This window comes from Ideonella aquatica (assembly GCF_018069755.1).
Lineage (GTDB): Bacteria > Pseudomonadota > Gammaproteobacteria > Burkholderiales > Burkholderiaceae_C > Ideonella > Ideonella aquatica.
Genome location: NZ_JAGQDE010000001.1, coordinates 323,513 through 347,266 on the forward strand (window position 1 = coordinate 323,513; position 23,754 = coordinate 347,266).

17 protein-coding genes and 1 pseudogene are annotated in these 23,754 nt (G+C 70.6%); 4 read left to right on the top strand and 14 right to left on the bottom strand.

The genetic code is table 11. The features are described from left to right. Positions 1-58: 58 nt before the first annotated feature. The 3 genes from KAK06_RS01480 to KAK06_RS01490 form a co-directional block, all read right to left on the bottom strand. A complete protein-coding gene (locus KAK06_RS01480; RefSeq protein ID WP_210799938.1) occupies positions 59-2,944 on the bottom strand; it encodes a TonB-dependent receptor in 2,886 nt (961 codons plus the stop codon). 85 nt (positions 2,945-3,029) lie between these two features. Beyond that, the gene (locus KAK06_RS01485; protein ID WP_210799940.1) at positions 3,030-4,085 is read right to left on the bottom strand and encodes a LacI family DNA-binding transcriptional regulator; all 1,056 of its coding nucleotides are present in this window, start codon (positions 4,083-4,085) and stop codon (positions 3,030-3,032) included. 10 nt (positions 4,086-4,095) lie between these two features. Continuing rightward, on the bottom strand, positions 4,096-5,451 hold the full coding sequence (locus KAK06_RS01490; RefSeq protein WP_210799941.1) for a GH1 family beta-glucosidase: 1,356 nt from the start codon (positions 5,449-5,451) through the stop codon (positions 4,096-4,098). A 185-nt stretch (positions 5,452-5,636) separates the two neighbouring features. On the opposite strand from KAK06_RS01490, the gene KAK06_RS01495 reads away from it, so the two are divergent. Next, positions 5,637-6,209: a hypothetical protein gene (locus KAK06_RS01495; RefSeq protein ID WP_210799943.1), complete on the top strand. Its 573-nt coding sequence runs from the start codon at positions 5,637-5,639 to the stop codon at positions 6,207-6,209. Here the strand turns inward: KAK06_RS01495 and KAK06_RS01500 are convergent. From KAK06_RS01500 to KAK06_RS01535, 8 genes are all read right to left on the bottom strand, one after another. Continuing rightward, a complete protein-coding gene (locus KAK06_RS01500; RefSeq protein ID WP_210799944.1) occupies positions 6,190-7,497 on the bottom strand; it encodes a CsgG/HfaB family protein in 1,308 nt (435 codons plus the stop codon). The two genes, KAK06_RS01495 and KAK06_RS01500, sit on opposite strands and share 20 nt — an antisense overlap. A 113-nt stretch (positions 7,498-7,610) precedes the next feature. Next, positions 7,611-8,258, bottom strand: coding sequence for an urease accessory protein UreG (gene ureG / locus KAK06_RS01505; RefSeq protein WP_210799946.1), 648 nt, complete (start codon positions 8,256-8,258; stop codon positions 7,611-7,613). Between the two features lie 13 nt (positions 8,259-8,271). Then, on the bottom strand, positions 8,272-8,982 hold the full coding sequence (locus KAK06_RS01510; RefSeq protein ID WP_210799948.1) for an urease accessory protein UreF: 711 nt from the start codon (positions 8,980-8,982) through the stop codon (positions 8,272-8,274). Then, complete coding sequence (gene ureE / locus KAK06_RS01515) at positions 8,982-9,509, bottom strand: urease accessory protein UreE (protein WP_210799949.1); 528 nt, start codon at positions 9,507-9,509, stop codon at positions 8,982-8,984. Before ureE ends, KAK06_RS01510 begins: the two co-directional genes overlap by 1 nt. Continuing rightward, complete coding sequence (locus KAK06_RS01520; RefSeq protein ID WP_210799951.1) at positions 9,506-9,982, bottom strand: GNAT family N-acetyltransferase; 477 nt, start codon at positions 9,980-9,982, stop codon at positions 9,506-9,508. Before KAK06_RS01520 ends, ureE begins: the two co-directional genes overlap by 4 nt. Before the next feature lie 8 nt (positions 9,983-9,990). After that, positions 9,991-11,730 (bottom strand): urease subunit alpha, encoded by a 1,740-nt coding sequence (gene ureC, locus KAK06_RS01525; RefSeq protein WP_210799953.1) that lies wholly within the window; start codon positions 11,728-11,730, stop codon positions 9,991-9,993. Then, positions 11,730-12,035 carry an urease subunit beta gene (locus KAK06_RS01530; protein ID WP_210799954.1) on the bottom strand — a complete coding sequence of 102 codons (306 nt, stop codon included), beginning with the start codon at positions 12,033-12,035 and terminating at the stop codon, positions 11,730-11,732. Before KAK06_RS01530 ends, ureC begins: the two co-directional genes overlap by 1 nt. 31 nt (positions 12,036-12,066) lie before the next feature. Next, positions 12,067-12,369: an urease subunit gamma gene (locus tag KAK06_RS01535; protein WP_210799956.1), complete on the bottom strand. Its 303-nt coding sequence runs from the start codon at positions 12,367-12,369 to the stop codon at positions 12,067-12,069. A 105-nt stretch (positions 12,370-12,474) separates the two neighbouring features. Between KAK06_RS01535 and KAK06_RS01540 the strand changes: the two genes are divergently transcribed. From KAK06_RS01540 to KAK06_RS23990, 3 genes and pseudogenes are all read left to right on the top strand, one after another. Then, positions 12,475-15,858, top strand: coding sequence for an ATP-binding protein (locus KAK06_RS01540; protein ID WP_210799957.1), 3,384 nt, complete (start codon positions 12,475-12,477; stop codon positions 15,856-15,858). After that, the gene (locus KAK06_RS01545) at positions 15,842-16,810 is read left to right on the top strand and encodes a response regulator transcription factor (RefSeq protein WP_210799959.1); all 969 of its coding nucleotides are present in this window, start codon (positions 15,842-15,844) and stop codon (positions 16,808-16,810) included. The genes KAK06_RS01540 and KAK06_RS01545 overlap by 17 nt, the downstream gene beginning before the upstream one ends. Before the next feature lie 249 nt (positions 16,811-17,059). Then, positions 17,060-18,085 (top strand): annotated as a pseudogene (locus tag KAK06_RS23990) (AfsR/SARP family transcriptional regulator); the annotation flags it as partial. Positions 18,086-20,210: 2,125 nt separating this feature from the next. On the opposite strand, the gene KAK06_RS23995 reads toward KAK06_RS23990, so the two are convergent. The 3 genes from KAK06_RS23995 to KAK06_RS01560 are packed head-to-tail and all read right to left on the bottom strand — an operon-like array spanning position 20,211 to position 23,725. Continuing rightward, positions 20,211-22,370, bottom strand: coding sequence for a M3 family metallopeptidase (locus KAK06_RS23995; RefSeq protein ID WP_247652574.1), 2,160 nt, complete (start codon positions 22,368-22,370; stop codon positions 20,211-20,213). A 7-nt stretch (positions 22,371-22,377) separates the two neighbouring features. Next, entirely contained in the window at positions 22,378-22,722 is a 345-nt protein-coding gene (locus KAK06_RS01555) for a hypothetical protein (protein ID WP_210799963.1), read from the bottom strand. A 16-nt stretch (positions 22,723-22,738) separates the two neighbouring features. Continuing rightward, complete coding sequence (locus KAK06_RS01560; RefSeq protein WP_210799964.1) at positions 22,739-23,725, bottom strand: MerR family transcriptional regulator; 987 nt, start codon at positions 23,723-23,725, stop codon at positions 22,739-22,741. Positions 23,726-23,754 lie beyond the last annotated feature (29 nt).

A 23,754-nucleotide genomic window follows, 5' to 3' on the forward strand; every position in this document is an offset into this window, starting at 1 on the left:
ACCCGCGCAGTGTCTCGCACGACAAGGGGGCCGGCACACGGCCGGCCCCGGCGATCGGTCAGAACTTGTAGCCGATCGCCAGCCGCACGGTGCGTGGATCGCCACGCACCGCGTTCGGCTTACCCAGGTTCAGGTTGTCGCCGCCCACGGCGTTCTTCTGGCCGCCCGGGGCGACCGGACCGCCGCCCCAGTCGTCGAAGCCGCCGTAGTTGACGACATTGAACAGGTTCAGCACGTCCAGCCGCAGCGTGGCCTGGCCCATGCCCAGCGAGAAGTCCTTGGCCAGGCCCACGTCGATCTGGCGGAAACTGGGCGACTCGCCCTCCACCGAGACGCACTTGTCCCAGCCGTTGGCACAGCTGGTGATGCGCCGCGGCTTGCCGCTGCCCCAGGTCATCTTGCCCGACAGCGTGATGCCCCAGGGCAGCAGCTGGTCGGTCAGGCCGGCCAGCACCAGGCGGTGCTGGTCGACCAGCGTGGAGGGGTTCCAGCCGCGCACGCCGCTGCGGCCATAGGTCCAGTCAAAGATGTCGTTGTTCCACTCGCGGCTGGTGGTCTCGGCGTCGCTGTAGGTGTAGGCCATGTTGGCTGCCCAGCCCGAGCTGCGCGTGTAGGGCTTCTCGGCCTTCAGCAGCAGCGCGGTGGTGCGGGTCTCGCCGACGAAGTCGCCCAGGATCAGCGTGCCGAATCCGTTCGGGCCGCCCCACAGCGGATCGATCGGGCTTTGGGTGCCGTAGCCGCCGTTGGGGTCGCGGTTGCCGCCGAACCAGATGAACTGGTTCTTGGCGTCGATGCGGCTCAGTGTCACCTCGGTGTTCCAGTCGGCCACGGCCTGGCGCAGGCCCAGGCTGAACTGGTCGGCGTAGGGCATCTTGAACTCGTTGCGGATCAGCCAGATTTCGCCGCCCGCCTGCTTGTTCTTCTGCAGCTCGTCCAACGCATGGTTGGCCATCGTGCGGTCATAGCTGCGGCCCCAGCCGCCGAAGAGCACCGTGGCCTTGTCGCCAAAGACGTCGTACGAGGCGCCCAGGCGCGGCGCGATGGCCCCCTTGAAGGTCTTGCGCGAGCTGCCGGTGGAGATGTAGTCGGCGATGTTGATGCCGCCCTTGGCCAACGACTGCGCGTAGGTCTGCCCCGGGGGCGCTGTGATGCCACCGATGGTGCGGCCATCCAGCGCGTACAGCGCCGTCACGCGGTCAGCCGGCGTCACGTAGCTGTTGTTGAGCATGTTGCTCTCATAGTCCCAGCGCAGGCCCAGGTTCAGCTCCAGCTGCTTCGTGACGGTGATGTCGTCCTGCAGGTACAGGCCCATCTGGCGGTTGCTGAAGGACACGTCGGCGCCGGGGATCGCGGCGCGGATGTGGCACTGGTCGCTGTCCAGGCCACTGGCCGAGACGTTGGTGCCGGTGCAGCTGCTGCCGTTGTAGTAGGGCAGGCCGGTCGTGGTGTTGACCACCGTCTCGACCGTGTCCACGCTGAAGGCCGTGCCCGACAGGCTGTACTTCATGTTCTTCAGCTTGACGCCGCCCTTGACGACATGGCCGCTGAGGCCGGTCCAGGTCAGGTCCTCGCTGACGAACAGACCCTTCTGGCCGCGATCCTGCGCATCGGGCGAGCCGCCGACGAAGGCGATGTCGCTGGTGTTGTTGATGCGGTCGGTGGGCGAATACTTGTACTTGATGAAGGGCGAGGTGGCGTTGGAATGCGGGTTCCAGTTGTAGTCCTCGTAGCCCACACGGGCCTCGCTGAGCCAGTCACCGCGCGCCCACTCGTGCTTGAGGTCGACGTTGGTCGAGTCGTTACTGCGATCCTTCATGTTGTCCGGGGCGCTCAGGCGCTTGTCCTCGGGCAGCAGGTCGGACTCGCGGCGCAGCTTCATGCTCAGCGTCAGCTTGTTCTCGTCATCGACCTGGGCGTCGATCTTGCCGAACAGCAGGTGCTCGCGGAAGCGGTTGACCTGGCTGCCCTGGGCGGCCTTGAGCGCCGAGATCACCCCCGCGTCCGGGTACTTGTCGAGGTTCTGCGGCACGAACTGGCGCGAGTCGTCGATGGTCTTGCCGTCGTAGGCGACAAAGAAATGCACCTGGTCACGCTTGATCGGTCCGCCCAGGCTGAAGCCATACTCGGACTTCGACGAGGCCGGCAGCGGCACGCCGGCCGCTTCATTGGCCTGCTCGAAGGGGGTCATGGCGCGCATCGACGTGCCGGTGCGGTCGATGTAGACCTCGCCATGCAGGTCGTTGGTGCCCGACTTGGTGATGGCGGTGACGGCCGCGCTGCTGACCTGATCGAACTCGGCCTTGTAGTTCTGCGTGAGGACCTTGTACTCGGCGATCGCCGACTGCGGGAAGGGGTTGCCGCGCGAGCTGTCCTGGCCGGTCAGGCCGCCGCGCAGGATGTTGTTCTTCTGACCCACGCCGTCGATGAAGACGTTGACGTGGTCAAAGTTCTGCGAGCCGGCCTGGATGCTGGTGTTGCCGTTGCCGTCGGAGTTGAAGGCCACGCCCGGCGCCAGATCGGCCGAGCTAAGAAAGTTGCGCGTGGTCTGCGGCAGGGCCTCGATCATGCGGCGCGACACCAGGGTGCCGACCTGCGAGTCCTTCACCGCCTGGCGGTTGGCACTGCCGACAATGGTGACCTGCTGACCCGCGCCGACGGCGCTCAGGTCCAGCGAGGCGGTCTCGCCCACTTGCAGTGTGACCTCGTTGCCACCCTGACCGCCGACCTGGATCTCGTAGCGGCCCGGAGCCAGGCCGCTGAGCACATAGCTGCCGTCGGCGCGCGTGGTGGTGCGGTAGGTGTTGCCGTTGTCCTTGCTGAGCGCCACCACCGGCACACCGGCCTGGGCGGCGCTGGCACCCGTGTTGACCTGGCCCTTGAGGGTCGAGGTACTCAGCTGCGCCTGGGCGGCACCAGCCAGCGCCAGCACGACGGCGGCCGCCAATGCGTGTCTGTGGAAACCTTTTCTCGGCTGATTCATCGGGATGTCTCCGGGTGTTGTGGTGGTGAGTGGGACGGGAGAGAAGGCGTCAGTGCGGCCCGGACGGGCCGACCGACGGGGCGCCTGTGCGGCGCCCGGCGACGGGAGAGGGGGTGTGGCAGCTCTGGCGAACCACCAGCTCGGCGCGCAGCGTCTGGCGCGGTGGCACCGGCTTGTCGGGCGACTCGATGGCCGCGGCCAGCGCCTCCAGCGCCAGCGTGCCCAGCTCGACGATGGGCACGCGCACGGTGGTCAGCGCGGGTTGCACGTAGCGGGCGATCGGCACGTCGTCAAAGCCGGCGAGCGCGATGTCCTGCGGCACCTTCAGCCCGGCCTCGCGCAGCGCCCCCAGGCAGCCCAGAGCCATCATGTCGTTGGCGGCAAACACGGCCGAAGGGCGCGCCGACAGCGCGGCCAGCAAGTGGCCGGCGCGGCGACCGGCTTCTTCGGTGAAGTCACCGGGCAGCACCTGCTCGGCCGCGCCGGGCAGTTCCTTGGCCAGGGCTTCGCGGTAGCCGGCCAGGCGCTCGGCGGCCTCGTGGTTGTGCTCGGGGCCGGCGATGAAGGCGATGTGGCGGTGGCCGGCCGCGGCCAGGTGGCGCACCATCGCGCGGGCGCCGCCGCGGTTGTCCACCTCATAGGCGGCCAGCTTCTGCTCGCCGGCGCGGGTGTTGATCAGCACCGCTGGGAGACCGGGCGCCAGACTGGCCTCCAGCAGCCGGCCATCGCCCTGCGGCGACATCAGCAGCAGGCCGTCCACCCGGCCATGCATGGCGCGCAGCGCGGCAGCGGCCTCCTGCATGTCGCCGTGCGAGCTCGACAGCAGCAGGTGCAGGCCGCGCGCGCGGGCGGCCAGGTCGATGCCGCGGATCAGCTCGGAGAAATACTCGCCGTGCAGGTCGGGCAGCAGCGCGCCGATCGTGTGGGTGCGGCGGGTGATCAGGCTGCGTGCGGCGCTGGAGGGCGTGAAGCGCAGCTCGGCGGCCACCTTGTGGATGCGCGCGCGGGTTTCGGGCGTGACGCTGGGATGGCCGTTGAGCGCGCGTGAGACCGTGGCCACCGAGACCTGGGCTTCGCGGGCGACATCCTTGATGGTCACGGCCATGGCGGGCTCCTCACAAGGCGTTGGCGGCGATCACCGCGGCATAGGCCAGCGCGCTGGCCTTGCGGGTGCGGCGCTGGGTGGCGTAGTCCACATGCAGCAGGCCGAAGCGCTTGCTGTAGCCGTGCGCCCACTCCAGGTTGTCGAGCAGCGACCAGGCGTAGTAGCCGCGCACATCGACACCGGCGCTGATGGCCGCATGGACCGCGGTCAGGTGCTTGTGCAGGGTCTGGGTGCGCAGCGGGTCGGGCAACGGGTCAACCTCGGCGCTGGGGGGATCGAAGAAGGCCGAGCCGTTCTCGGTGATGTAGATCGGCAGCTGGCCGTAGCGGTTCTTCACCCAGGTCAGCGTGTCGGTCAGACCGCGCGGGTAGACCTCCCAGGCGGTTTCGGTGTGCAGGGCGCCGCGCTGCGGCACCGCGCTGGCGCGTTGCGGCCAGGCCGATTCATCGGCGCGCACCACGCTGCGGGTGTAGTAGTTGACGCCCAGCCAGTCGATCGGCTCGCGGATCAGCGCCATCTGATCGGCCGGGCGCGGTGCGGGCCAGGCCTCGCCGAAGACCTCGGCCAGTTCCTCGGCGTGGGTGCCGCGGAAGACCGGGTCCAGGTACTGGCGGTTCATGTAAGCCTCGGCACGCAGCGTGGCGGCCAGGTCGGCCGGGCTGTGGCTGGCCGGGTACTTGGGCTCGAGGTTGACCACCAGGCCGATCTGGCCGCGGGCGCCGCTGGCGCGGAAAGCCTGTACACCGCGGCCATGGGCCAGCAACAGGTGGTGCGCCGCGATCGCGGCCTCAAAGGCGCTGCGGTGGCCTGGCGCCAGCACGCCGTGCATATAGCCCCCGTCGGCGACCACCCAGGGCTCGTTGAGCGTGCTCCACATCGGCACCCGGTCGCCCAGGGTGCGGAACATCAGCGTGGCGTAGTCGGCAAACCAGTCGGCGATGTCGGGGTTCAGCCAGCCGCCGCGGTCGTCCAGCGCAGCCGGAAGGTCCCAGTGGTAGAGCGTGATGTTGGGCGCGATGCCGGCGGCCAGCAGTGCATCGACCACGCGGCTGTAGTGGTCCAGGCCGGCCTGGTTGATGCGGCCGCGGCCTTCCGGCAGCACGCGCGACCAGGCGATGCTGAAGCGGTAGGACTGCAGGCCCAGCGAGCGCATCAGCGCAATGTCCTCGGGGTAGCGGCGGTAGTGGTCGCAGGCGATGTCGCCGGTGTCGCCATCGCGCACGCGGCCAGGCGTGTGGCTGAAACGGTGCCAGATGCTGGGTCCCGCACCGTCAGCCAACGGCGAGCCCTCGACCTGGTAGGCGGCGGTGGCCGCGCCCCAGACAAAGCCAGGCGGAAAGCGGAGCGGGTCAGAGTGCGCTGTCACGGTGCACGATGGGCGGCGATGGGGGTGGTGTAAACGTTTCCATGGATGGTAGCGACCGTGCTTGGTGCGTCTGCCGGGGTTTTCCCGGGCTGTGGCGTGGTGACCGCGTGGCCGCGTCACGGCGCGCACCGCGGCGGGGCGAAAGACCGGCGCGCGGCTGGCGCAGTTCTTGATAACCCAGGCGCATGTCCGACCTGTCACGCCAGCCCACGCCCCGCGCCATGGACGCCTTTGGCCATGCGCTGATGGTGCTGCAGGCGCGCAGTGGCCGGCGCCTGTGGCAAAGCCCGCTGGCGCGCCGCCTGTTGGGCGACTACTTTGCCGGCCTGCCCGAGGTGGCGGTGCCGGCCGAGGTGGCCGCGTGGGCCACGCGCGAAGCGCTGCGCCAGTCGATCGGTGCCGAGCCGCGCCCGCTGACCGTGCTGCGCGGCACCCGCCGCCTGCACTTCATGCTGCACCTGGAGGCCGAGAGTCCCGACCAATGGTTGCTGGTGCTGCGCGACGAGGCCGACGACGCGCGCCTGTCGTCATTGCTGGTGGCCTTTGCGCCGATCGACGTGCGTTCGGCCGAGTTGCTGCTGTGGCTGGCCGATGGCGAGCCGTCGCCGGCGATTGCGGAGCGCCTGGGTTTGAACAGCACCGAGTGGACCCAGGCGCTGCTGCGCCTGTGCGCCTACCTGGGCGTGGACCAACCCGGCGAGGCCGCGCGACTGGCGCGCGAGGCTCTGGCCGGACCGGTCACTGCCGCTGACCGCTGAACTGGCCGCCCTGCGGTCGGCCGGCGTAGTTCCACTGGCCGGTGACCGTGCCGCGGCCCGGGCTGAACACGCCGCTGAACACCGCTGAGCCCGCCTGGCCGCTGGTGCTCATCGTGGCACGACCGCTGCCGTCCACGCGGCCGCTGACGCTGAAGGCGCCGGTGGTGCTGGATTGACCGCTGCCGCTGATCTGCCCACCGGGCGACACCTGGACCAGGAAAGTGCCGCTTTCAGCGCCGCCGAAGCTGCCGCTGTAGGTGCCCGCAAACGCAGCGGTGCCGACGTTGCCGCCGCCGGAAGTCAACGGCAATGGGGCCGGGGCGGGGGCAGGCACGGCCGCAGCGCCGCTGCCCGGCCCCACCAGCGTGCGCTGCACCCAGCCGCTGAAGTTGGCCGAATCCACGTAGATGAAGCCGTTCTTCGCCTCGCCGCTGGCGATCAGCTCGTCGGCTTTGGTCAGCGTGGCCACCACCTTGCCGTCGCGCGAGGGTTGGTCAAAGACCTTGACGTTGGCGATCTTGGCCACCAGCAGCTGACCGGCGGCCTGCGGCGACTCGGCGCGCGTGCTGGCCGCCGCATTGGCGTCACCCGCGGCGCTGGAGGTGCGGATCAGCTGCGGGTTGTCGCGGATCTGGCGCACGATGCGGTTGTAGTTGTCCAGGAAGCCGGCGGCCACCATCTTGCCCTCAGGTGTGCTGGTGTAGCCGCCCACGGCCACCGCGCCTGCCCAGCCACCCAGGCCGAAATCGGTGCGCGTGGCCTTGCCTTCGGCCGAGGCCACCTGGATGCTGGAGCGCACATCCGCCAGCAGCAGGCTGGTCATGGCCTCCTTGAACTTCAGACCGCCGGCCAGCGCCCCCAGCGTGCCGCCCAGCTGGCCGAGCAGCGCACCGCCGATGCCGCCAGTGGTGGACGAGCCGATCTGCACGGCCGGGGTCATGACGAAATCGGCGGCCTGCATCTGGCCCTTGCCGACATTGGACTCGGCGCGCAGGTCACCCCCCGCGGCCAGCGCGCGTTCCTGCTGCAGGTTCTGCATTGCGACGCCGCGCTCGACCACATCAAAGCAGCCCGACTGCTGCACCATGCCGCGCAGCAGCGCCGCGGGCGAGCCCAGGCCATACGGGCTGAGGTAACCCCAACCCTGCTGCGGCTCGGCCACCGCCAGCACGCCCAGCTTGCGAGAGCACTGCTCCACCTGGGGCGTGTCCTGGGCCTGGGCCAGACCGGCCAGCAGCAGCGTGCCGACGGCCAGCAGGCGGGGCAAGGCGGGAATCCATCGTGTCATTCGGGTCCTCCATGGCGGCCCGTGGCGTGGGCCTGTGCCCTGCATTCTGCCGCCGTGCGCAAGGCTGAATGGGGCGGAGGGGTCCCCCAAGAGGGGGGCTTGCGGACCGCCGATCAGCCTGCCAGCAGGCCCTTGCGCTCGATGAACTCGATCACCGTGCCCAGGCCTTCGTGCGATTTGAGGTTGGTCATCACCCACGGCCGGGCGGGGCGCATGCGGGCGGTGTCGGCGCGCATCACCTCCAGGTCGGCGCCCACATACGGCGCCAGGTCGGTCTTGTTGATCACCAGCAGGTCGCTCTTGGTGATGCCGGGGCCGCCCTTGCGCGGAATCTTCTCGCCGCCGGCCACGTCGATCACGTAGATCGTCAGGTCGCTCAGCTCGGGGCTGAAGGTGGCGGCCAGGTTGTCGCCGCCGGACTCGATGAAGACGATGTCGGCATCGGGGAACTTGCCCAGCATGCGGTCCACCGCTTCCAGGTTGATCGAGGCATCCTCGCGGATCGCGGTGTGCGGGCAGCCGCCGGTCTCGACGCCGACGATGCGCTCGGGCGCCAGTGCGCCGGCCACGGTCAGCAGCCGCTGGTCTTCCTTGGTGTAGATGTCGTTGGTGACCACCACCAGGTCCCAGCGCTCGCGCATGGTCTTGCACAGCATCTCGACCAGCGTGGTCTTGCCCGACCCGACCGGCCCGCCCACGCCCACGCGCAGCGGCGGGAGCTTCTTGGTGCGGCCAGGGATGGTGTGCAGCGGGGTGGTCATGGTGAGACGTCCTTCAGGAGCGGAACAGGCGCGAGTACTGCGACTCGTGCTGTGCGGAAAGAATGGCCAGCATCGGCGACATCGCCTGGCGGCCGCTGTCGGGCAGGGCCAGGGCCTGATCGACCGCGTCGGGCAAGGCATCGGCCAGCGCGCCCAGCAAACGCTGGCCGGCGCCCTGGCCCAGCGGCACCGCCTTCAGCGCGGCCTGCACCAGGTTCTCGGTCCAGCCAAAGCCGAAGGCGAGCAGCGCCTCGCGTTCCGGCGCGGCAGCCTTGTGCGCCGCCAGCGCAAAGGCGATCGGCCAACTGGGCGAGGGTTTCAGCGCGGCCAGCAGCGCCACCTGCGCATCGCCCGGGTACTGGGCCTTGAGCCACTCGGTGAGCGAGTAGCCCATCTGCTCGCCCATGCGGCGGAACTCGTGCGACTCGCGGGTCAGGCGCACCCAGTCGGCCAGCTCATGGATGCGGGTGTGGTCACCGCGCCGCCAGGCGCGCAAGGCCTGCGCCAGCACCGGCAGCTCGCTGCGCGCCATCACCAGCTGCAACTGGTCCAGCAGCCAGGCGCGGCAGCCGGTCTCGTCGCGCACCCAGCCCGACTCGACCGCGGCTTCCAGCCCCTCGCTGTAGCTGAAGCCGCCCACCGGCAGCGCAGGCGAGGCCAGCCACATCAGGCGCAGCAGCGTGGGCGCCGGCAGCGGTGCGGCAGGGCGGCGGACGCGAGGCATCAGTGGCTGTGGGGGTGGCCGTGACCGCCATGGGTGTGGCTGTGGCCGTCGTGGTCATGGCCATGGTCGCCGTAAGCGCCGCCCTCGGGCTCGAAGGGCGCCTCGCAGTACGCCACCGACAGACCCAGGCCACCCAGCATCTCGGCCAGCACGGGGTCGGGCTCGAAGAGCAAGGCGTCGGGGGTGAGTGCCAGCGGCACATGGCGGTTGCCCAGGTGGTAGGCGGCGCGCAGCAGGTCAAACGGTGTGCCGCCTTCACGCACCTGCACGCGCATCACCGGCTGCGGCGCGGCCTCGATGCGCAGCAGCACGCCATCCTCGGCCACCAGCACATCGCCGCCGCGCAGCACCTGGCCGCGCGGCAGCACCACCAGCACGCGCTCGCCCTGTGCGGTGTGCGCGTCGAAGCGGCTTTTCTGGCGGGTGTCCCAGTCCAGCGCCAGCACGCCGGCACGGGCCAGCACGGGCGCGGCCAGACGGGTGCCGCGCGGCAGGCGGCGGCTGTAGAGCCGGGCGTCGGGGCTCACAGGTGGCGCTGCATGTAGCGGCTGAACGGGTCCAGCGTGTAGTCGTCGAAGGGCCCGCAGTCCACAAAGCCGGCCGACAGGTACAGGCCATGCGCGGGCTCGAAGTACGGGCCGGTGCCAGTCTCCAGCAGCAGTTGCTGCAGGCCCAGGCTGCGGCCGAAGGCGATCAGGTGCTGCAGCATCTGCCGACCCAGGCCGTGGCCGCGCAGATCGGCGCGCGAGCGCATGGACTTGAGCTCGCCGCGCGTCATGTCCAGGCGCTTGAGCGCGCCGGTCACCACCAGCTCATCCCCAGCGGGCGTGTCGTACCAGCCGGTGAAGAAGCTGATCTCGGGGCGGCGCAGCTGGGCCATGTCCAGCGCGTGCACGCTCTCGGGCGGCGAGGTGGCGTGCATGTCGGCCAGGTGCTCGTTCATGAAGGCCTCGATGCGCGGGTCGCTGAGGTCGTCCTGGCGGATGCGGAGCAGGGGCATGGGGCGGCTCAGAAGAGGAAGTAGCGCTGCGCCATCGGCAGCTCAGTGGCGGGCTCGCAGCTCAGCAACTGGCCGTCGGCGCGCACGGCATAGGTCTGCGGGTCGATCGCCATGTGGGGCAGGTAGGCGTTGTGGACCATGTCGGTCTTCTTCACCGTGCGGCAGCCGCGCACCGTGGCCAGCGTGCGGCGCAGGCCCAGCGCGGCCGGGCGGCCGGCGGCCATCGCAGCCTGGCTGACGAAGCTCATCGAGCCGCGCGCCAGTGCGCCGCCAAAGGCCCCGAACATCGGCCGCATGTGCACCGGCTGCGGCGTGGGGATGCTGGCATTGGGGTCGCCCATCGCCGCCGCGGCGATGAAGCCGCCCTTGAGGATCAGGCTGGGCTTGACACCGAAGAAGGCCGGGCGCCAGAACACCAGATCGGCCCACTTGCCCACTTCGACCGAGCCCACCTCGTGGGAGATGCCATGCGCCAGCGCCGGGTTGATCGTGTACTTGGCCACGTAGCGCTTGAGGCGGCCGTTGTCGTTGCGCGCGCCATCGGCCAGGCCGGGCTCGGCCAGCGGGCCGCGCTGGAGCTTCATCTTGTGCGCGGTCTGCCAGCAGCGGATGATCACCTCGCCCACCCGGCCCATGGCCTGGCTGTCGGAGCTGAACAGGCTGATCGCGCCCAGGTCGTGCAGGATGTCCTCGGCGGCGATGGTCTCGCGGCGGATGCGACTCTCGGCGAAGGCCAGGTCCTCGGCGATGCTGGCGTCCAGGTGGTGGCACACCATCAGCATGTCCAGGTGCTCGTCGATGGTGTTGACCGTGAACGGGCGCGTCGGGTTGGTGGACGAGGGCAGCACATTGGCCTCGCCCACCACACGCATGATGTCGGGCGCATGGCCGCCGCCGGCCCCCTCGGTGTGGAAGCTGTGGATGGTGCGGCCCTTGAAGGCGGCGATGGTGTCTTCCACGAAGCCGCTCTCGTTGAGCGTGTCGGTGTGGATGGCCACCTGCGTGTCGGTCTCCTCGGCCACGCCCAGGCAGCAGTCGATCGCGGCGGGCGTGGTGCCCCAGTCCTCGTGCAGCTTCAGGCCGATGGCGCCGGCCTCAACCTGTTGGCGCAGCGCCTCGGGTCGGCTGGCGTTGCCCTTGCCCAGGAAGCCCAGGTTCATCGGGAAGGCCTCGGCGGCCAGCAGCATGCGCTCGATGTTCTCGGGGCCGGGCGTGCAGGTGGTGGCGAAGGTGCCAGTGGCCGGGCCGGTGCCGCCGCCGATCATCGTGGTCACACCACTCATCAGCGCTTCTTCGATCTGCTGCGGGCAGATGAAGTGGATGTGGGTGTCAATCCCACCGGCGGTGACGATCATGCCCTCGCCGGCGATGATCTCGGTGCCCGGGCCGATGACGATGTCCACGCCCGGCTGCACATCGGGGTTGCCGGCCTTGCCGATCGCGGCGATGCGGCTGCCCTTGATGCCGATGTCGGCCTTGACGATGCCCCAGTGGTCCAGGATGACGGCGTTGGTGATCACGCAGTCCATGGCCTCACCAGTGCCGGGGCCGTTGATGCGCTGGCCCTGGCCCATGCCGTCGCGCACGGTCTTGCCGCCGCCGAACTTGACCTCTTCGCCGTAGCCGCCGGCACGCAGCGTCAGGTCCTGCTCCACCTCCAGCACCAGCGCGGTGTCGGCCAGCCGCAGGCGGTCGCCCACGGTGGGGCCAAAGATCTCGGCATAGGCGCGCTTGTCCATCTTGACCATCACAGCGCTCCTTGCACCAGACCGCGGAAGCCCCAGACCGCGCGGTCGCCCGCGTAGTCCACCAGTTCCACCGTGCGCTGCTGGCCCGGCTCGAAGCGCACCGCGGTGCCGCTGGCGATGTTCAGCCGCATGCCGTGGGCTGCCGCGCGGTCGAAGCGCAGCGCGCCGTTGGTCTCGGCGAAGTGGTAGTGCGAGCCCACCTGGATCGGGCGGTCGCCAGTGTTCTCGACCACCAGCGTCAGCGTGCGGCGGCCGGGGTTGAGGTCGATCTCGCCGGGATCGGTCAGCAGTTCACCTGGAATCATTCGGGGGCTCCGTGGCACCTGATTGGTGCAATCAGGCAATGGGTTGGTGCACGGTCACCAGCTTGGTGCCGTCAGGGAAGGTGGCCTCGACCTGGATCTCGGGGATCATCTCGGGCACGCCGTCCATCACCTGGCCGCGGCTGAGCACGGTCTTGCCGGCGCTCATCAGCTCGGCCACGCTGCGGCCGTCGCGCGCGCCTTCCAGGATGGCCGCGGTGATCAGTGCCACGGCCTCGGGGTAATTGAGCTTCAGCCCGCGGGCCAGCCGGCGCTCGGCCAGCAGCGCGGCGGTGAAGATCAGCAGCTTGTCCTTCTCGCGGGGGGTGAGGTCCATGGCATCGGTGGTTCAGGCGACAGCGTCGATTGCAGCAAGGCCAATGCCATCTGTCCAGCGGGCGGTCCAGGCTGGTGCGTTTCTTGATGGCAGACGGGGCTTGCCATGGATGCCGCCACCCCGCCCGTCGCCCCCCGCCCGCAGCAGGTCATCCCGATCCGCCGCGACTACAACGCCTGGGTGGCCAGCGAGACGCTGGAGGACTATGCGCTGCGCTTCACGCCGCGCTCGTTCCGCAAATGGAGTCCCTGGCGGGTGGCCAACACCGCGTTTGGTGCCGCGTCTTTCCTGGTGCTGGAGGCGGTGGGGGCGACACTGCTGGTGCAGCACGGCTTCGTCAATGCCTTCTGGGCCATCCTGGCCACCGGGCTGGCGATCTTCCTGGCCGGCTGGCCGATCAGCGTCTACGCGGCGCGCCATGGCGTGGACATGGACCTGCTCACCCGCGGTGCCGGTTTCGGCTACCTGGGCTCCACCGTCACCTCGCTGATCTACGCCAGCTTCACCTTCATCTTTTTCGCCCTCGAGGCGGCGATCATGGCCTACGCGCTGGAGCTGGTGGCCGACATCCCGCCGGCCTGGGGTTATCTGCTCTGTGCGCTGGTGGTGATTCCGCTGGTGGCGTATGGCGTCACCGCGCTGTCCAGGCTGCAGGTCTGGACGCAGCCACTGTGGCTGGCGATGCTGGTGCTGCCCTACATCGCCGTCCTCCAGGCGCACCCGGACTGGTGGCAGGGTCTGCAGGGTTTTTCAGGCCAGTCCGGCGGTGCGGGCTTTGACCTGCTGTCCTTTGGTGCCGCCACCACAGTGGGCATGGCGCTGATCACCCAGATGGGCGAGCAGGTCGACTACCTGCGCTTCATGCCCGAGCCCCGGCCGGGCCAGCGCGCCCGCTGGTGGCTGGCGGTGGCGGCCGGCGGTCCGGGCTGGGTGATTCCTGGCGTGCTGAAGATGCTGGGCGGCGCGCTGCTGGCCTGGCTGGCGCTGCAGCAGATGGTGCCGCCCGACCGCGCCGTCGATCCCAACCAGATGTACCTGCTGGCCTGGGAGCAGGTGCTGGGTCACTACCACTGGGCGGTGGCGGCCACCGCGGTGTTTGTGGTGGTGTCGCAGCTGAAGATCAACGTCACCAACGCCTACGCCGGCTCGCTGGCCTGGTCCAACTTCTTCTCGCGCGCCACCCACAGCCACCCGGGGCGGGTGGTGTGGATGGTGTTCAACCTGCTGATCGCGCTGATGCTGATGGAGCTCAGCGTGTTCCAGGCGCTGGAGCGGGTGCTGGGCCTGTTCGCCAACCTGGCGATCAGCTGGCTGATGGCGGTGGTGGCCGACCTGGTGATCAACAAGCCGCTGGGCTGGAGCCCCAAGGGCATCGAGTTCCGCCGCGCCTACCTGCACGACATCAACCCGGTGGGTGTGGGCGCGATGGGCCTGGCCTCGGTGCTGTCGATGGCGGCGCACCTGGGCGCCTTCGGGCCGCTGGCGCAGGCCTTTTCGGCGCTGGTGGCGGCGGTCACGGCCTTCTGCGCGGCGCCGGCCATCGCCTGGGCCACGCGCGGCCGCTACTACCTGGCGCGCGACCCGGCTGAAGACGGCGGCCGCTACCTGGGCGCCGCGCTGCACCGCTGCCTGGTCTGCGAGCGCGACTACGAGGCCGACGACATGGCCGGCTGCCCGGCCTACGGCGGCCCGATCTGCTCGCTGTGCTGCACGCTCGATGCCCGCTGCCAGGACCGCTGCAAGCCCACACCGCGCATCAGCGACGCGGTCTGGGGCCGCTGGCGCGGTGCGCTGCGCCGTCTGCTGCCGCGCGCCTGGGCCGGCCAGGTCGACACCGGCCTGGGCCAGTACCTGCTGATGATGGCGGTGCTGGTGCCGCTGCTGGGCGGCCTGGCGGCACTGCTGGTGCGCCTGGCGCGCTCGGGGCAGGACGGCTACTGGCAGGTCTTTGCGACCATGCTGCTGCTGGCCGCGGTGGTGGCCTGGTGGCTGGTGCTGGCGCAACGCAGCCGCGCCGTGGCCCAGGAGGAGACCGAGCGCCAGACTGATGCGCTGGTGCGCGAGATCGACTCGCACCGCCAGACCGACCTGGCGCTGCAGGCCGCCAAGCGCCTGGCCGATGCCGCCAACCAGGCCAAGACGCGCTACATCACGGCGGTCAGCCACGAGCTGCGCACACCGCTCAACAGCATCCTCGGCTACGCCCAGCTGCTGGGCGATGACCCGGCCATCCCGGCGCAGCGCCGCCCGGCGGTGGAGGTCATCCGCCGCGGCGGCGAGCACCTGCTGGGCCTGATCGAGGGCACGCTGGACATTGCTCGCATCGAGAGCGGCAAGCTGAGGCTGGACGTGCGCCCGATGCGGCTGCGCGAAGCCATCCGCGAGCTGGTCACGCTGTTCGAGCAGCAGGCGCAGGCCAAGGGCATCGGCTTTGCCGTCATCGGCGTCGATGCCCTGCCTGAGGCGGTGCGCGCCGACGAGCGCCGTCTGCGCCAGATCCTGATCAACCTGCTGGGCAACGCGGTGAAGTTCACCCGCCACGGCCAGGTCACGCTGCGCGCCGCCTACAGCGGGCAGATGGCCCGCTTCGAGGTGGTGGACACCGGACCGGGCATGGACACTGCCGAGGTGGCGCGCGTCTTCGAGCCCTTCGAGCGCGGTAGCGCTGCCGGTGGGAGCGCCGCCGGCGGCACCGGCCTGGGCCTGACGATCAGCCGCATGCTGACCGGCCTGATGGGCGGCGAGCTGACGCTGGACAGCACGCCCGGCCAGGGCAGCATCTTTCGCCTGAAGCTCTTCCTGCCAGAGGTGGCCGGTGCCCACAGCGCACCGGCGGGCCGCGTTCGCCATGCCGGCTATGCCGGGCCGCGCCGCACGCTGCTGGTGGTCGATAACGAGGAGGCCGATCGCCAACTGCTGGCCGACCTGCTGCAACCGCTGGGCTTCACGATCGAGGCGGCCGGCAGCGGCGAGGCCGCCCTGGCGCGCCTGGCCTCACTGAAGCCCGACGCGATTTTCATGGACCTGGCGATGCCCGGCATCGACGGCTGGGAGACCATCCGCCGCCTGCGCGCCCAGGGCCTGAGCCGGGCGCCGCTGGCGGTGGTCTCGGCCAACGCCTTTGATCGCGCGCTGGACCACGACGTGGACCTGCCGCCCGAGGACTTCCTGGTCAAGCCCGTGCGACTGGACGACCTGCTGGCCTGGCTGGAGCGGCGCCTGCAGCTGCAGTGGATAGCCGCGCCGCCGCCTACCGCGCCACCGCCACCGGCGCCCGAGACACCCCCGCCCGCTGCCGCGCTGCAGCGACTGAACGAGCTGGTGGGCCTGGGCTACCTGCGCGGCATCACCCAGGAGCTCGACCGCCTGGAGGCCGCGCACGCGGACAGCGCCGCCTTCATTGCACGATTGCGCGGCCTGGCGCGCGGCTTCCAGCTCGACGCGCTGGCCGACACCCTGAAGAAAGCCCTGAATGAGCCCGCCGTCTGAGTCGCCCACCGACCTGCTCGATGCTGGCGACGCCGACGTGGTGCTGGTGGTCGACGACGTGCCCGACAACCTGGCCGTGCTGCACGACGCATTGGATGAATCCGGCTACACGGTGCTGGTCGCCACCCACGGCGAGGCCGCGCTGGAGCGTGCGCGCCAGGCCCGGCCGCACCTGGTGTTGCTGGATGCGGTGATGCCGGGCATGGACGGCTTCGAGGTGGCCCGTCGCCTGAAGGCCGATCCGGCCACCGCCGCCATCCCGATCGTCTTCATGACCGGCCTGACCGATGCCGAGCATGTGGTGCAGGCCTTTGCCGCCGGCGGCATCGACTACGTCACCAAGCCGCTGCGCCCGCGCGAGGTGCTGGCGCGCATTGCCGCCCACCTGCGTGCCGCCCGCGCCCAGGCGCAGGCGCGCAATGCGCTGGACGCCTTCGGCCACGCCACGCTGGTGCTGCGCCAGCGCGACGGCCGCCGGCTGTGGCAGACCGCGCTGGCCCGCCAGCTGCTGCGCGAGCACTTTCCCGAGGTGCCCGACGAGCAACTGCCCGCCCCGTTGCTGACCTGGGTGCAGGAGGTGGTGCCCGAGGCCGCCACGTCTGCGCCCACGCGCCAGCTACAAACGCCGCGCGGCCGCTTGACGCTGGCCCTGCACCCGATGGGCGAGGACGATGGCACGCCCGGCACCGACGGTGAATGGCTGCTGGTGCTGCGCGAGGCCAGCGAGGCCGCGCTGATGCTGGCCCTGGCCCAGGCCTTTCCGCAGCTCACCGCGCGTGAGCGCGAGGTGCTGTACTGGGTGGTCCAGGGCAAGACCAACCGCGACATCGGCGACATCCTGGGCACCAGCCCGCGCACCGTTCACAAGCACCTCGAGCATGTTTTTGAGAAGCTGGGTGTGGAAACCCGCACAGCGGCGGCGGGTGTGGTGATGGCGCGGATGGGGCGCTGATCGGTAACATCTCGGTAACAAGACGTCGGGCAATCGGTAACACTTCGAAAGCCGGCGCGGCGTGCCGTCGTGACCGCTTGCCTGTCGATGAACCCACCACCTGAATCCGCTCCCATCCGTCTGCGTCTGGGCCTGCGTCCCTCGCTGCTGTCCGCCGATGGGCAAGAGCTGGCGCTGTCGCGCAAGGATGCCGCGTTGCTGGCGATGCTCGCTGTTGAGGGCGCTTGCGCCAAGGACCATCTGGCCGCGATGCTGTGGCCCGACGCCGACAGCCAGCGCTCGCGCCTGAGCCTGCGCCAGCGGCGCTTTCGCCTGGCTCGGGCTGCGGGTGTGCCGGTGGTGGTGGGCGAGGACACGCTGAGCCTGAATCCCGCCGTGGTCACACAGCTGCAGGCCTTCGACGAACCGGGCGACGCATGGCCTGAGACCGAGCTGCTGGGCAGTCAGACCTTCGACGATTGCCCCGACTTTCAACGCTGGCTGCAGGGCGCCCGCCCGGCCTGGCGGCGCCGCATCACCACTCGGCTGGAGCAGCATGCCGAGGCGCTGGAGGCCGAGGGCCGACTGGTCGAAGCCCTGGCCTTGGCGCGCCGTCTGGCCGAAGACGAGCCCCTGTCCGACCGGGCGCACCGCCGCCTGATCTGGCTGCACTACCTGCGAGGTGACCTGGGCCGCGCGCTGGGCGAGTACAAGGCCTTCTGCGACCGTCTGGCCGAGGAGCTGGGTGAGCTGCCTGACGACGCCACCGGCGAGCTGGTGGCCCGCATTCGGCTGGGCGAGTTCAGCGATGCCGCAGCCCGCACGGCCCCCAGCGATGCCCCCCGGCAGTGGCCCTTCGTCGGTCGCGACGCCGAACTGGGCGCACTGCATCAGGCCTGGTCCGACCGCCGACCGATGCTGGTCGAAGGCATGCCTGGCATTGGCAAGACGCGTCTGATCGGTGAGGCGCTGCGCGCCCAGGCCGGCTGCTGCTGCCTGCATGTGCCGGTGTTCGCCGGTGAGCGTCACCGAACCTACGCCGTGCTGGCGCGTTTGTTGGCCAACCTGTGGCTGGGGCCGTCAGCGCTGAGGCCCCAGGGGCATCTTGACTTGCCTGATTGGGCCCGCAGCGAGCTGGCTGCGTTGTTGCCCGAGCTGCACCCCAAGCGCCAGGCCGAGCTGCGGCCGCTGGGCCTGCAGCGCGCGCTGGAGTGCGCGCTGTCCCAGGCCGGCCCCGATCTGGTGGTGATTGACGATCTGCAGCAGGCTGACCAGGCCACACTGGAACTGCTTCCCGCGCTCAGCCGCCCCGGCCTGCCGCCCTGGTGGCTGGTCTGTCGCAAAGGGGAGCGACCGGCGGAGATCGATGCCTGGCTGCAGGCGTCGCCGGCGCCGCAGGTGATCGAGCTGCAGCCGCTGGACCAGTCGGCCGTCGCCGTGTTGCTCGCCCATGCCTCACCCCATAGCGCCCCGAACGGCTCGGCGGCTTCCATCCTGCGCTCATCGGGCGGCGTGACCTTTCTGGTGGTGGAGCTGATCAAGGCGATGGCCGAGGGGCGCATGCCCGTCGGCGACGGCACGCCCCAGGGCGCTGCGCACTTCATCCGCTCGCGCGAGGCCTCGCTGGATGCCACGGCTCGGCAGATGGCACGCACGGCAGCGGTCCTGCGTGCGCCGCTCACAGCCGCCGCCGCGGCCGCGATCTGGGACACGGCCGAAGCGCCCTGGCAGGAGGCTTTGCGACATCTGGAGGCGGTGCATTGGGTGGACGCGCAATTGCGCATGCACGACCTGGTGGCCAGCGCCCTGTATGAGGCCCTGCCACAGGCCGAGCGGCGCGCCTTGCATGCCCGCCTGGCGGCCTGGATGGAGCGCGAGGGTCACCCACCGGCCGATGCCGCCCAGCACCATGAAGCCGCCGGCCAGCCGGCGCAGGCTGCACCGTTGTTCGAGCGCGCAGCCGCCGAGGCCGCCCGGGCCTGCCGGGTGGCCGAACAAGCGTGTTTCCAGCGCAGTGCGGCCGAGGCTTGGCAGGCCTGCGGACGCCATGACGAGTCCTTCGAGGCGCTGCGCGCCAGCCTGGATCCGCTGCTGATGGGACTGGGCGCCGAGGCCGCTTTGCCGGTGGCTCAGCAGATGCTGGCCCAGGCCCGTGGCCCGCTGCAGCATGTCCAGGCCCACATCGCGCTGGCAGAACTCGACAACCACCTGGGCCGCTATGCGGATGCCGACGCGCGCGCCGCCCGTGTGCAGCCCGTCGCCCAGTCGCTGCAGGATGTCGACGCCTGCATCCAGCTGGGGGCTCACCGCGCGTATGCGCTGGTGTCACTGTCCCGACTGGCCGAGGCCACCGAGATCCTGGCGCAGCTGGAGCCCCTGCTCGAGAAGGCCACCCCGCTGGTGCGCAAGGAGTACGTCGAGGCCCAGGCCGTGGTGTGCTGGCGTGCCGGCCAGCTGGGCCGCTGCGCCGAATACACCCAGACCGCGCTGGACCTGCAGTTGGCCTGCGGACGCTGGGCCGGTGCGCTGGTGCAGGCCAGCAATCTGGCGGCGATCCAGACCCTGCGTGGGCGCTTTCGCCAGGCCGATGAGCTGCTCAATGCCAGCCTGGCGTGGCGAGACATGCTCGGGCCGCTGGAAGGCCACACCGTGGCCGGCCTGGACACGGTGCGGGCCTGGATCGACATTGGCCTGGGCCACGCGGCCGATGCGCTGGCCACCGCCCGCCGCGCGCTGGGCTTCTACCAGGGCGCCAGCGCCTTGGACCGCATCGCGGCGCACGCCACCGAGACGCTGGCACGCATCCACCTGGCGCTGGGTCAGGTGGATGAGGCCCGTGCGGTCCACGCCCCGCTGGCGGCGGTGCTGCTGCCGGTGCAGGGGACGCGTGGCTGGCTGCTGGCCGCGGCCATCGAACGGGCCGCCGGGGGCGACGCCCAGCCCGCGCTGGACCAGGCCGCGTCATTGGCCGCGCAGGCCAGCGATACGCGGCTGCTGCAACTGAGGTTGGCGGCCGAGCGCCTGTGCAGCGGCCGCGAGCCGCCGTCGCCAGCGGATCTGGCGGCGGTCGAAGGCCAGGCCCTCGAGTGCGAGCAGGACGCGCTGGCCGCACGCCTGGCCTGGCACCGCGTGGGCGTGTTGCTGGACCGGGGCGATGCTGCCGCGGCGGCCGAGCTGGCGCGCCGTCTGCTGGACAGCCCGGCCTGGCCCGAGGACATCCTGCCCTGCCACTGGCAGTGGCTGGGCGCGCTGACCCTGCAGCTCGTGGGCGACGCCCAGGCCCCGGTGTGGCAGCAACGTGCCGAGGCTGCGCTGGCACGCACATGCCAGGATCTGCAGGGGGGATGGCCCACGCCAGCCTGGCCACGCTTTGCCCATCTGCAGGCGGCGGTGGCAGCGTGGCCGGCGCCGACCGACCGCCTCAGCGCTTGTCCAGCACCAGACCGCGCCGCTCCAGCAGTGGCTCGAGGCGCGGCTCGTGGCCGACCAGGTGACGGAACAGGTCCATCGCGTCCTCGCTGCCGCCGCGCGACAGCAGCTTGTCGCGCAGCGCATCGCCGTTCTCGCGTGTCAGGCCGCCGTTGGCCATGAGCCAGGCCACGGTATCGGCGTCCAGCACCTCGCTCCAGATGTAGGCGTAGTAGCCGGCCGAGTAGCCGCCCATGATGTGGCTGAAGTAGGGCGTGCGGTAGCGCGGTGGCACGGGCGCGAAGTCCAGGCCTTCCTCCTTCAGCACGCGCGTCTCGAAGGCCATGACCTCCGCTGCGGCGGGCACCTCGTTGGCACGCAGCTGGTGCCAGCGCTGGTCCAGCAGGGCCGAGGCCAGGTAGGACGTGGTGATGTAGCCCTGGTTGAAGCGCTTGGCACCCGACACCTTGTCCAGCAGTGCGGCCGGCATCGGCTCGCCCGTCCGGTGGTGTCGGGCGTAGCTGGCCAGCACGCTGGGCCAGTAGGCCCAGACCTCGTTGACCTGCGAGGGGTACTCGACAACATCGCGCGGCACGCGGCCCAGGCTGGGGTAGCGACTGCGGTTGAACATGCCGTGCAGCGCATGGCCGAACTCGTGGAACAGCGTGTTCACCTCGTCCCAGGTCAGCAGCGTGGGATCACCCGCTGGCGGCTTGGGAATGTTGAGGTGGTTGGCCACCACGGGCGAGGTGCCTTCCAGCGGGTTATAGCGCACGTAGGCGTTCATCCAGGCGCCGCCGCGCTTGGTGGGTCGTGCGTACAGATCGGCCAGAAAGATGGCGAGCTGCTGGCCCTTGCTGTCGAAGACGTCGTAGACCCACACGTCCGGGTGGTAGACCGGCAGGTCGGTGCGGCGCTTGAAGCTCAGGCCGTACAGCTGCCGGGCGGCAAAGAACACGCCGCGCTCAAGCACGTTGGTGATCTCGAGGTAGGGCCGCAGCTGGTTCTCGTCGAAGCCATGGCGGTCGGCGCGCAGCTTCTCGGCGTAGTAGGACCAGTCCCAGGCCTGCAACTCAAAGCGGGGCTGCTGCCGGGCGGCCTGGTCGCGGTCGATCAGGGCTTGCAGCTCGGCGGCCTCGGCCCGGGCGGCAGCCATGGCGGCCGGGGCCAGCCGGCGCAGCAGCGTGTTGACGGTCTCGGGGGTGCGGGCGGTCTCGTCCTCCAGCACCTGCGCGGCGTGGGTGGGGTGGCCCAGCAGCGCGGCGCGCTCCTGGCGCAGCTGCATGACGCGCGACAGCAGACCGGTGGTGTCCTGGGCGTTGCCGCGGCTGCCGCGTGCCACCGAAGCCCGGTGCAGGCGCTCGCGCACAGCACGCTGGTGCAGCAGCGTCTCGGCCGGCTGGATCGTGGTGTTCTGCAGTGCGATCAGGTACTTGCCTGGCAGACCACGCTGGCGGGCGGCCTCGGCCGCCGCCGCCACCTCGCCTGGGCTCAGGCCGTCCAGCTCAGCCGCCGTGTCGACCACCAGCGCGGAATCATTGACCTCGGCCAGCACGGCCTTGTTGAAGCGCGCGCTCAGCGTGGCCAGCTCGGCATTGATGGCCCGCATGCGGACCTTCTGGTCGTCATTCAGCAGCGCCCCGGCCCGCACCATGTCGAGCCGCATGCGCTCAATCAGGCGGCGTGCCTCGGCGTTGGGTGCCGCGTGGTCGCGTTGGGCGTACAAGGTGTCGACACGGGCAAAGAGCCTGGGATTGAGCTGGATCGCATCGCGGTGTGCGGCCAGTCGCGCGGCGTAATCGCTCTGCAACTGCTGGCGGGCTGGATGGGCGTCGACGCCCAGCAGGCTGAACAGCAGCGTGGTGGTGCGCGACAACAGCCGGCCGGAGCGCTCCATCGCGACGATGGTGTTGTCGAAGCTGGGCGCCGCCGGGTTGTCGGCGATGGCCTGGACCTGGGCCTGCTGCTCGGCCATGCCGCGCTCCAGCGCGGGCGCGAAGTGCTCGTCGCGCAGGCGGTCGAAGGGCGGGTACTGCAGCGGCAAGGGGCTGGGGCTGAACAGCGGGTTGTCCGTGTCGGGCGATGGCAGAGCCTGCGCATCGGCGGTGCCCAGGCTGGCGATCACGGCCAGGAGCAGCAGGGGGCGCCAAGCTGGCAGGCGTGTGCAGAACATCGCGGCCTCAGTGGGGGGGATGGTCGGGGCCATGGGCGGCGCGGCGGTCCATCGGGTAGGCATCGGCCACATAGGCCGGGCCCTTCATCACCATCACGATGAACGCGCCAATGGCCACCGTCAGCACCCCGTTCCAGTGCAGGAACAGCAGGCCCAGCACCCAGTGGTCGACCGTGTTGAGCGCGAAAGTCTCTGCGGCGAGGTCCGCGCCCAGCAGCCGCACCAGCAGCGAGGGCAGCATCAGCAGCAGCGAGCCCTGCCAGAGTGCCTTGGGCAGCAGGCGAAGGATTCGGCGCTCCAGGCCAGGTGGGGTGCGCTGGCCGCCGGGCAGGCGCTGGAAGGCATCGACCATGGGGGTACCTTGGGGGTCAGGGCAGGGGCAGGCCCTCGTGGCGCGCCAGGCGCTCCAGGGCCGATTCGAACAGCGCGCGCGAGGCGCCGGCCACCTGCTGCAGATAGGCATGCAGGCGGGCGTCGGCGCTGTCGCGGTGGGCACAGGCCGCACTGTAGGCCTCGAAGCTGGAGAGCTGCATCAGCAGTTCCGCCACATGGCGCGGGCATTCGCAGGCCAGCGTCGGCGACAGGCCGGCGATGCGGGTGAGGGTGGCGTCGTCGTAGCGGCGCGGTGCCAGGGCGGCGCTGAGGGCCGGCGGGGGCGCTGCCGGGGGCGGGTTGTCGCGTGCCGGCAGACTGTCCAGCAGCGCCGCCAGCCAGCGGCCCAGTGCCGGGTCGTCAGCGGGCTCGCGCAGCGTGGCCACGTCGGCGTCAGCCAGCGCCAGCGTGGCGGCCGAGCTGGCGTAGCGGTAGACCACGGCCACCCGGCGTGCGCCGCAGGCCTGGCGCGCTGCAGCCAGCTCGGGCGGCAGCGCAGACGGCAGCGTCGGGGCGTGCCACAGCAGCAGCTCGGCGCCAGCAGCCGCCCGCAGCGCGTCCTGCAGTGAGGCATAGGCCGCCACTGACGGCACCGTCGGCAGCAGCGCTCGGGTCACCGCGGGGCGCTGCAGCCGCGCCGCCAGGGCCGTGCCCACCACCGCCACGCGGGGTGCAGGCCTGCGCAGGCGAGCGGCCGGGGTTGGTGCCTGCTGGGCCAGGCGCTGCAACTCGGCCGAACTCAGCGCCGCGATCGAGCCGATCGCATGGCCTTGGCCGGTCAGTTGCCGCAGCAGCAGCAGCCGCTGCACATCGGCCGGCGCATACAGCCGGTGACCCGAGGGCGCTGTGGCCGGCTTCACCGCCTGGTGGCGCTGCTCCCAGATGCGCAGCGTGGCCACCGGCATGCCGGCCAGGCGGGCCACCGCGCCGCTGCGCAAACCGGGCGCACTGTCGGTGGGGGAGGGCAAAGGGCGTGGCGGCATGGTGTGGTGAGTTATCAATGAGTCGGAAA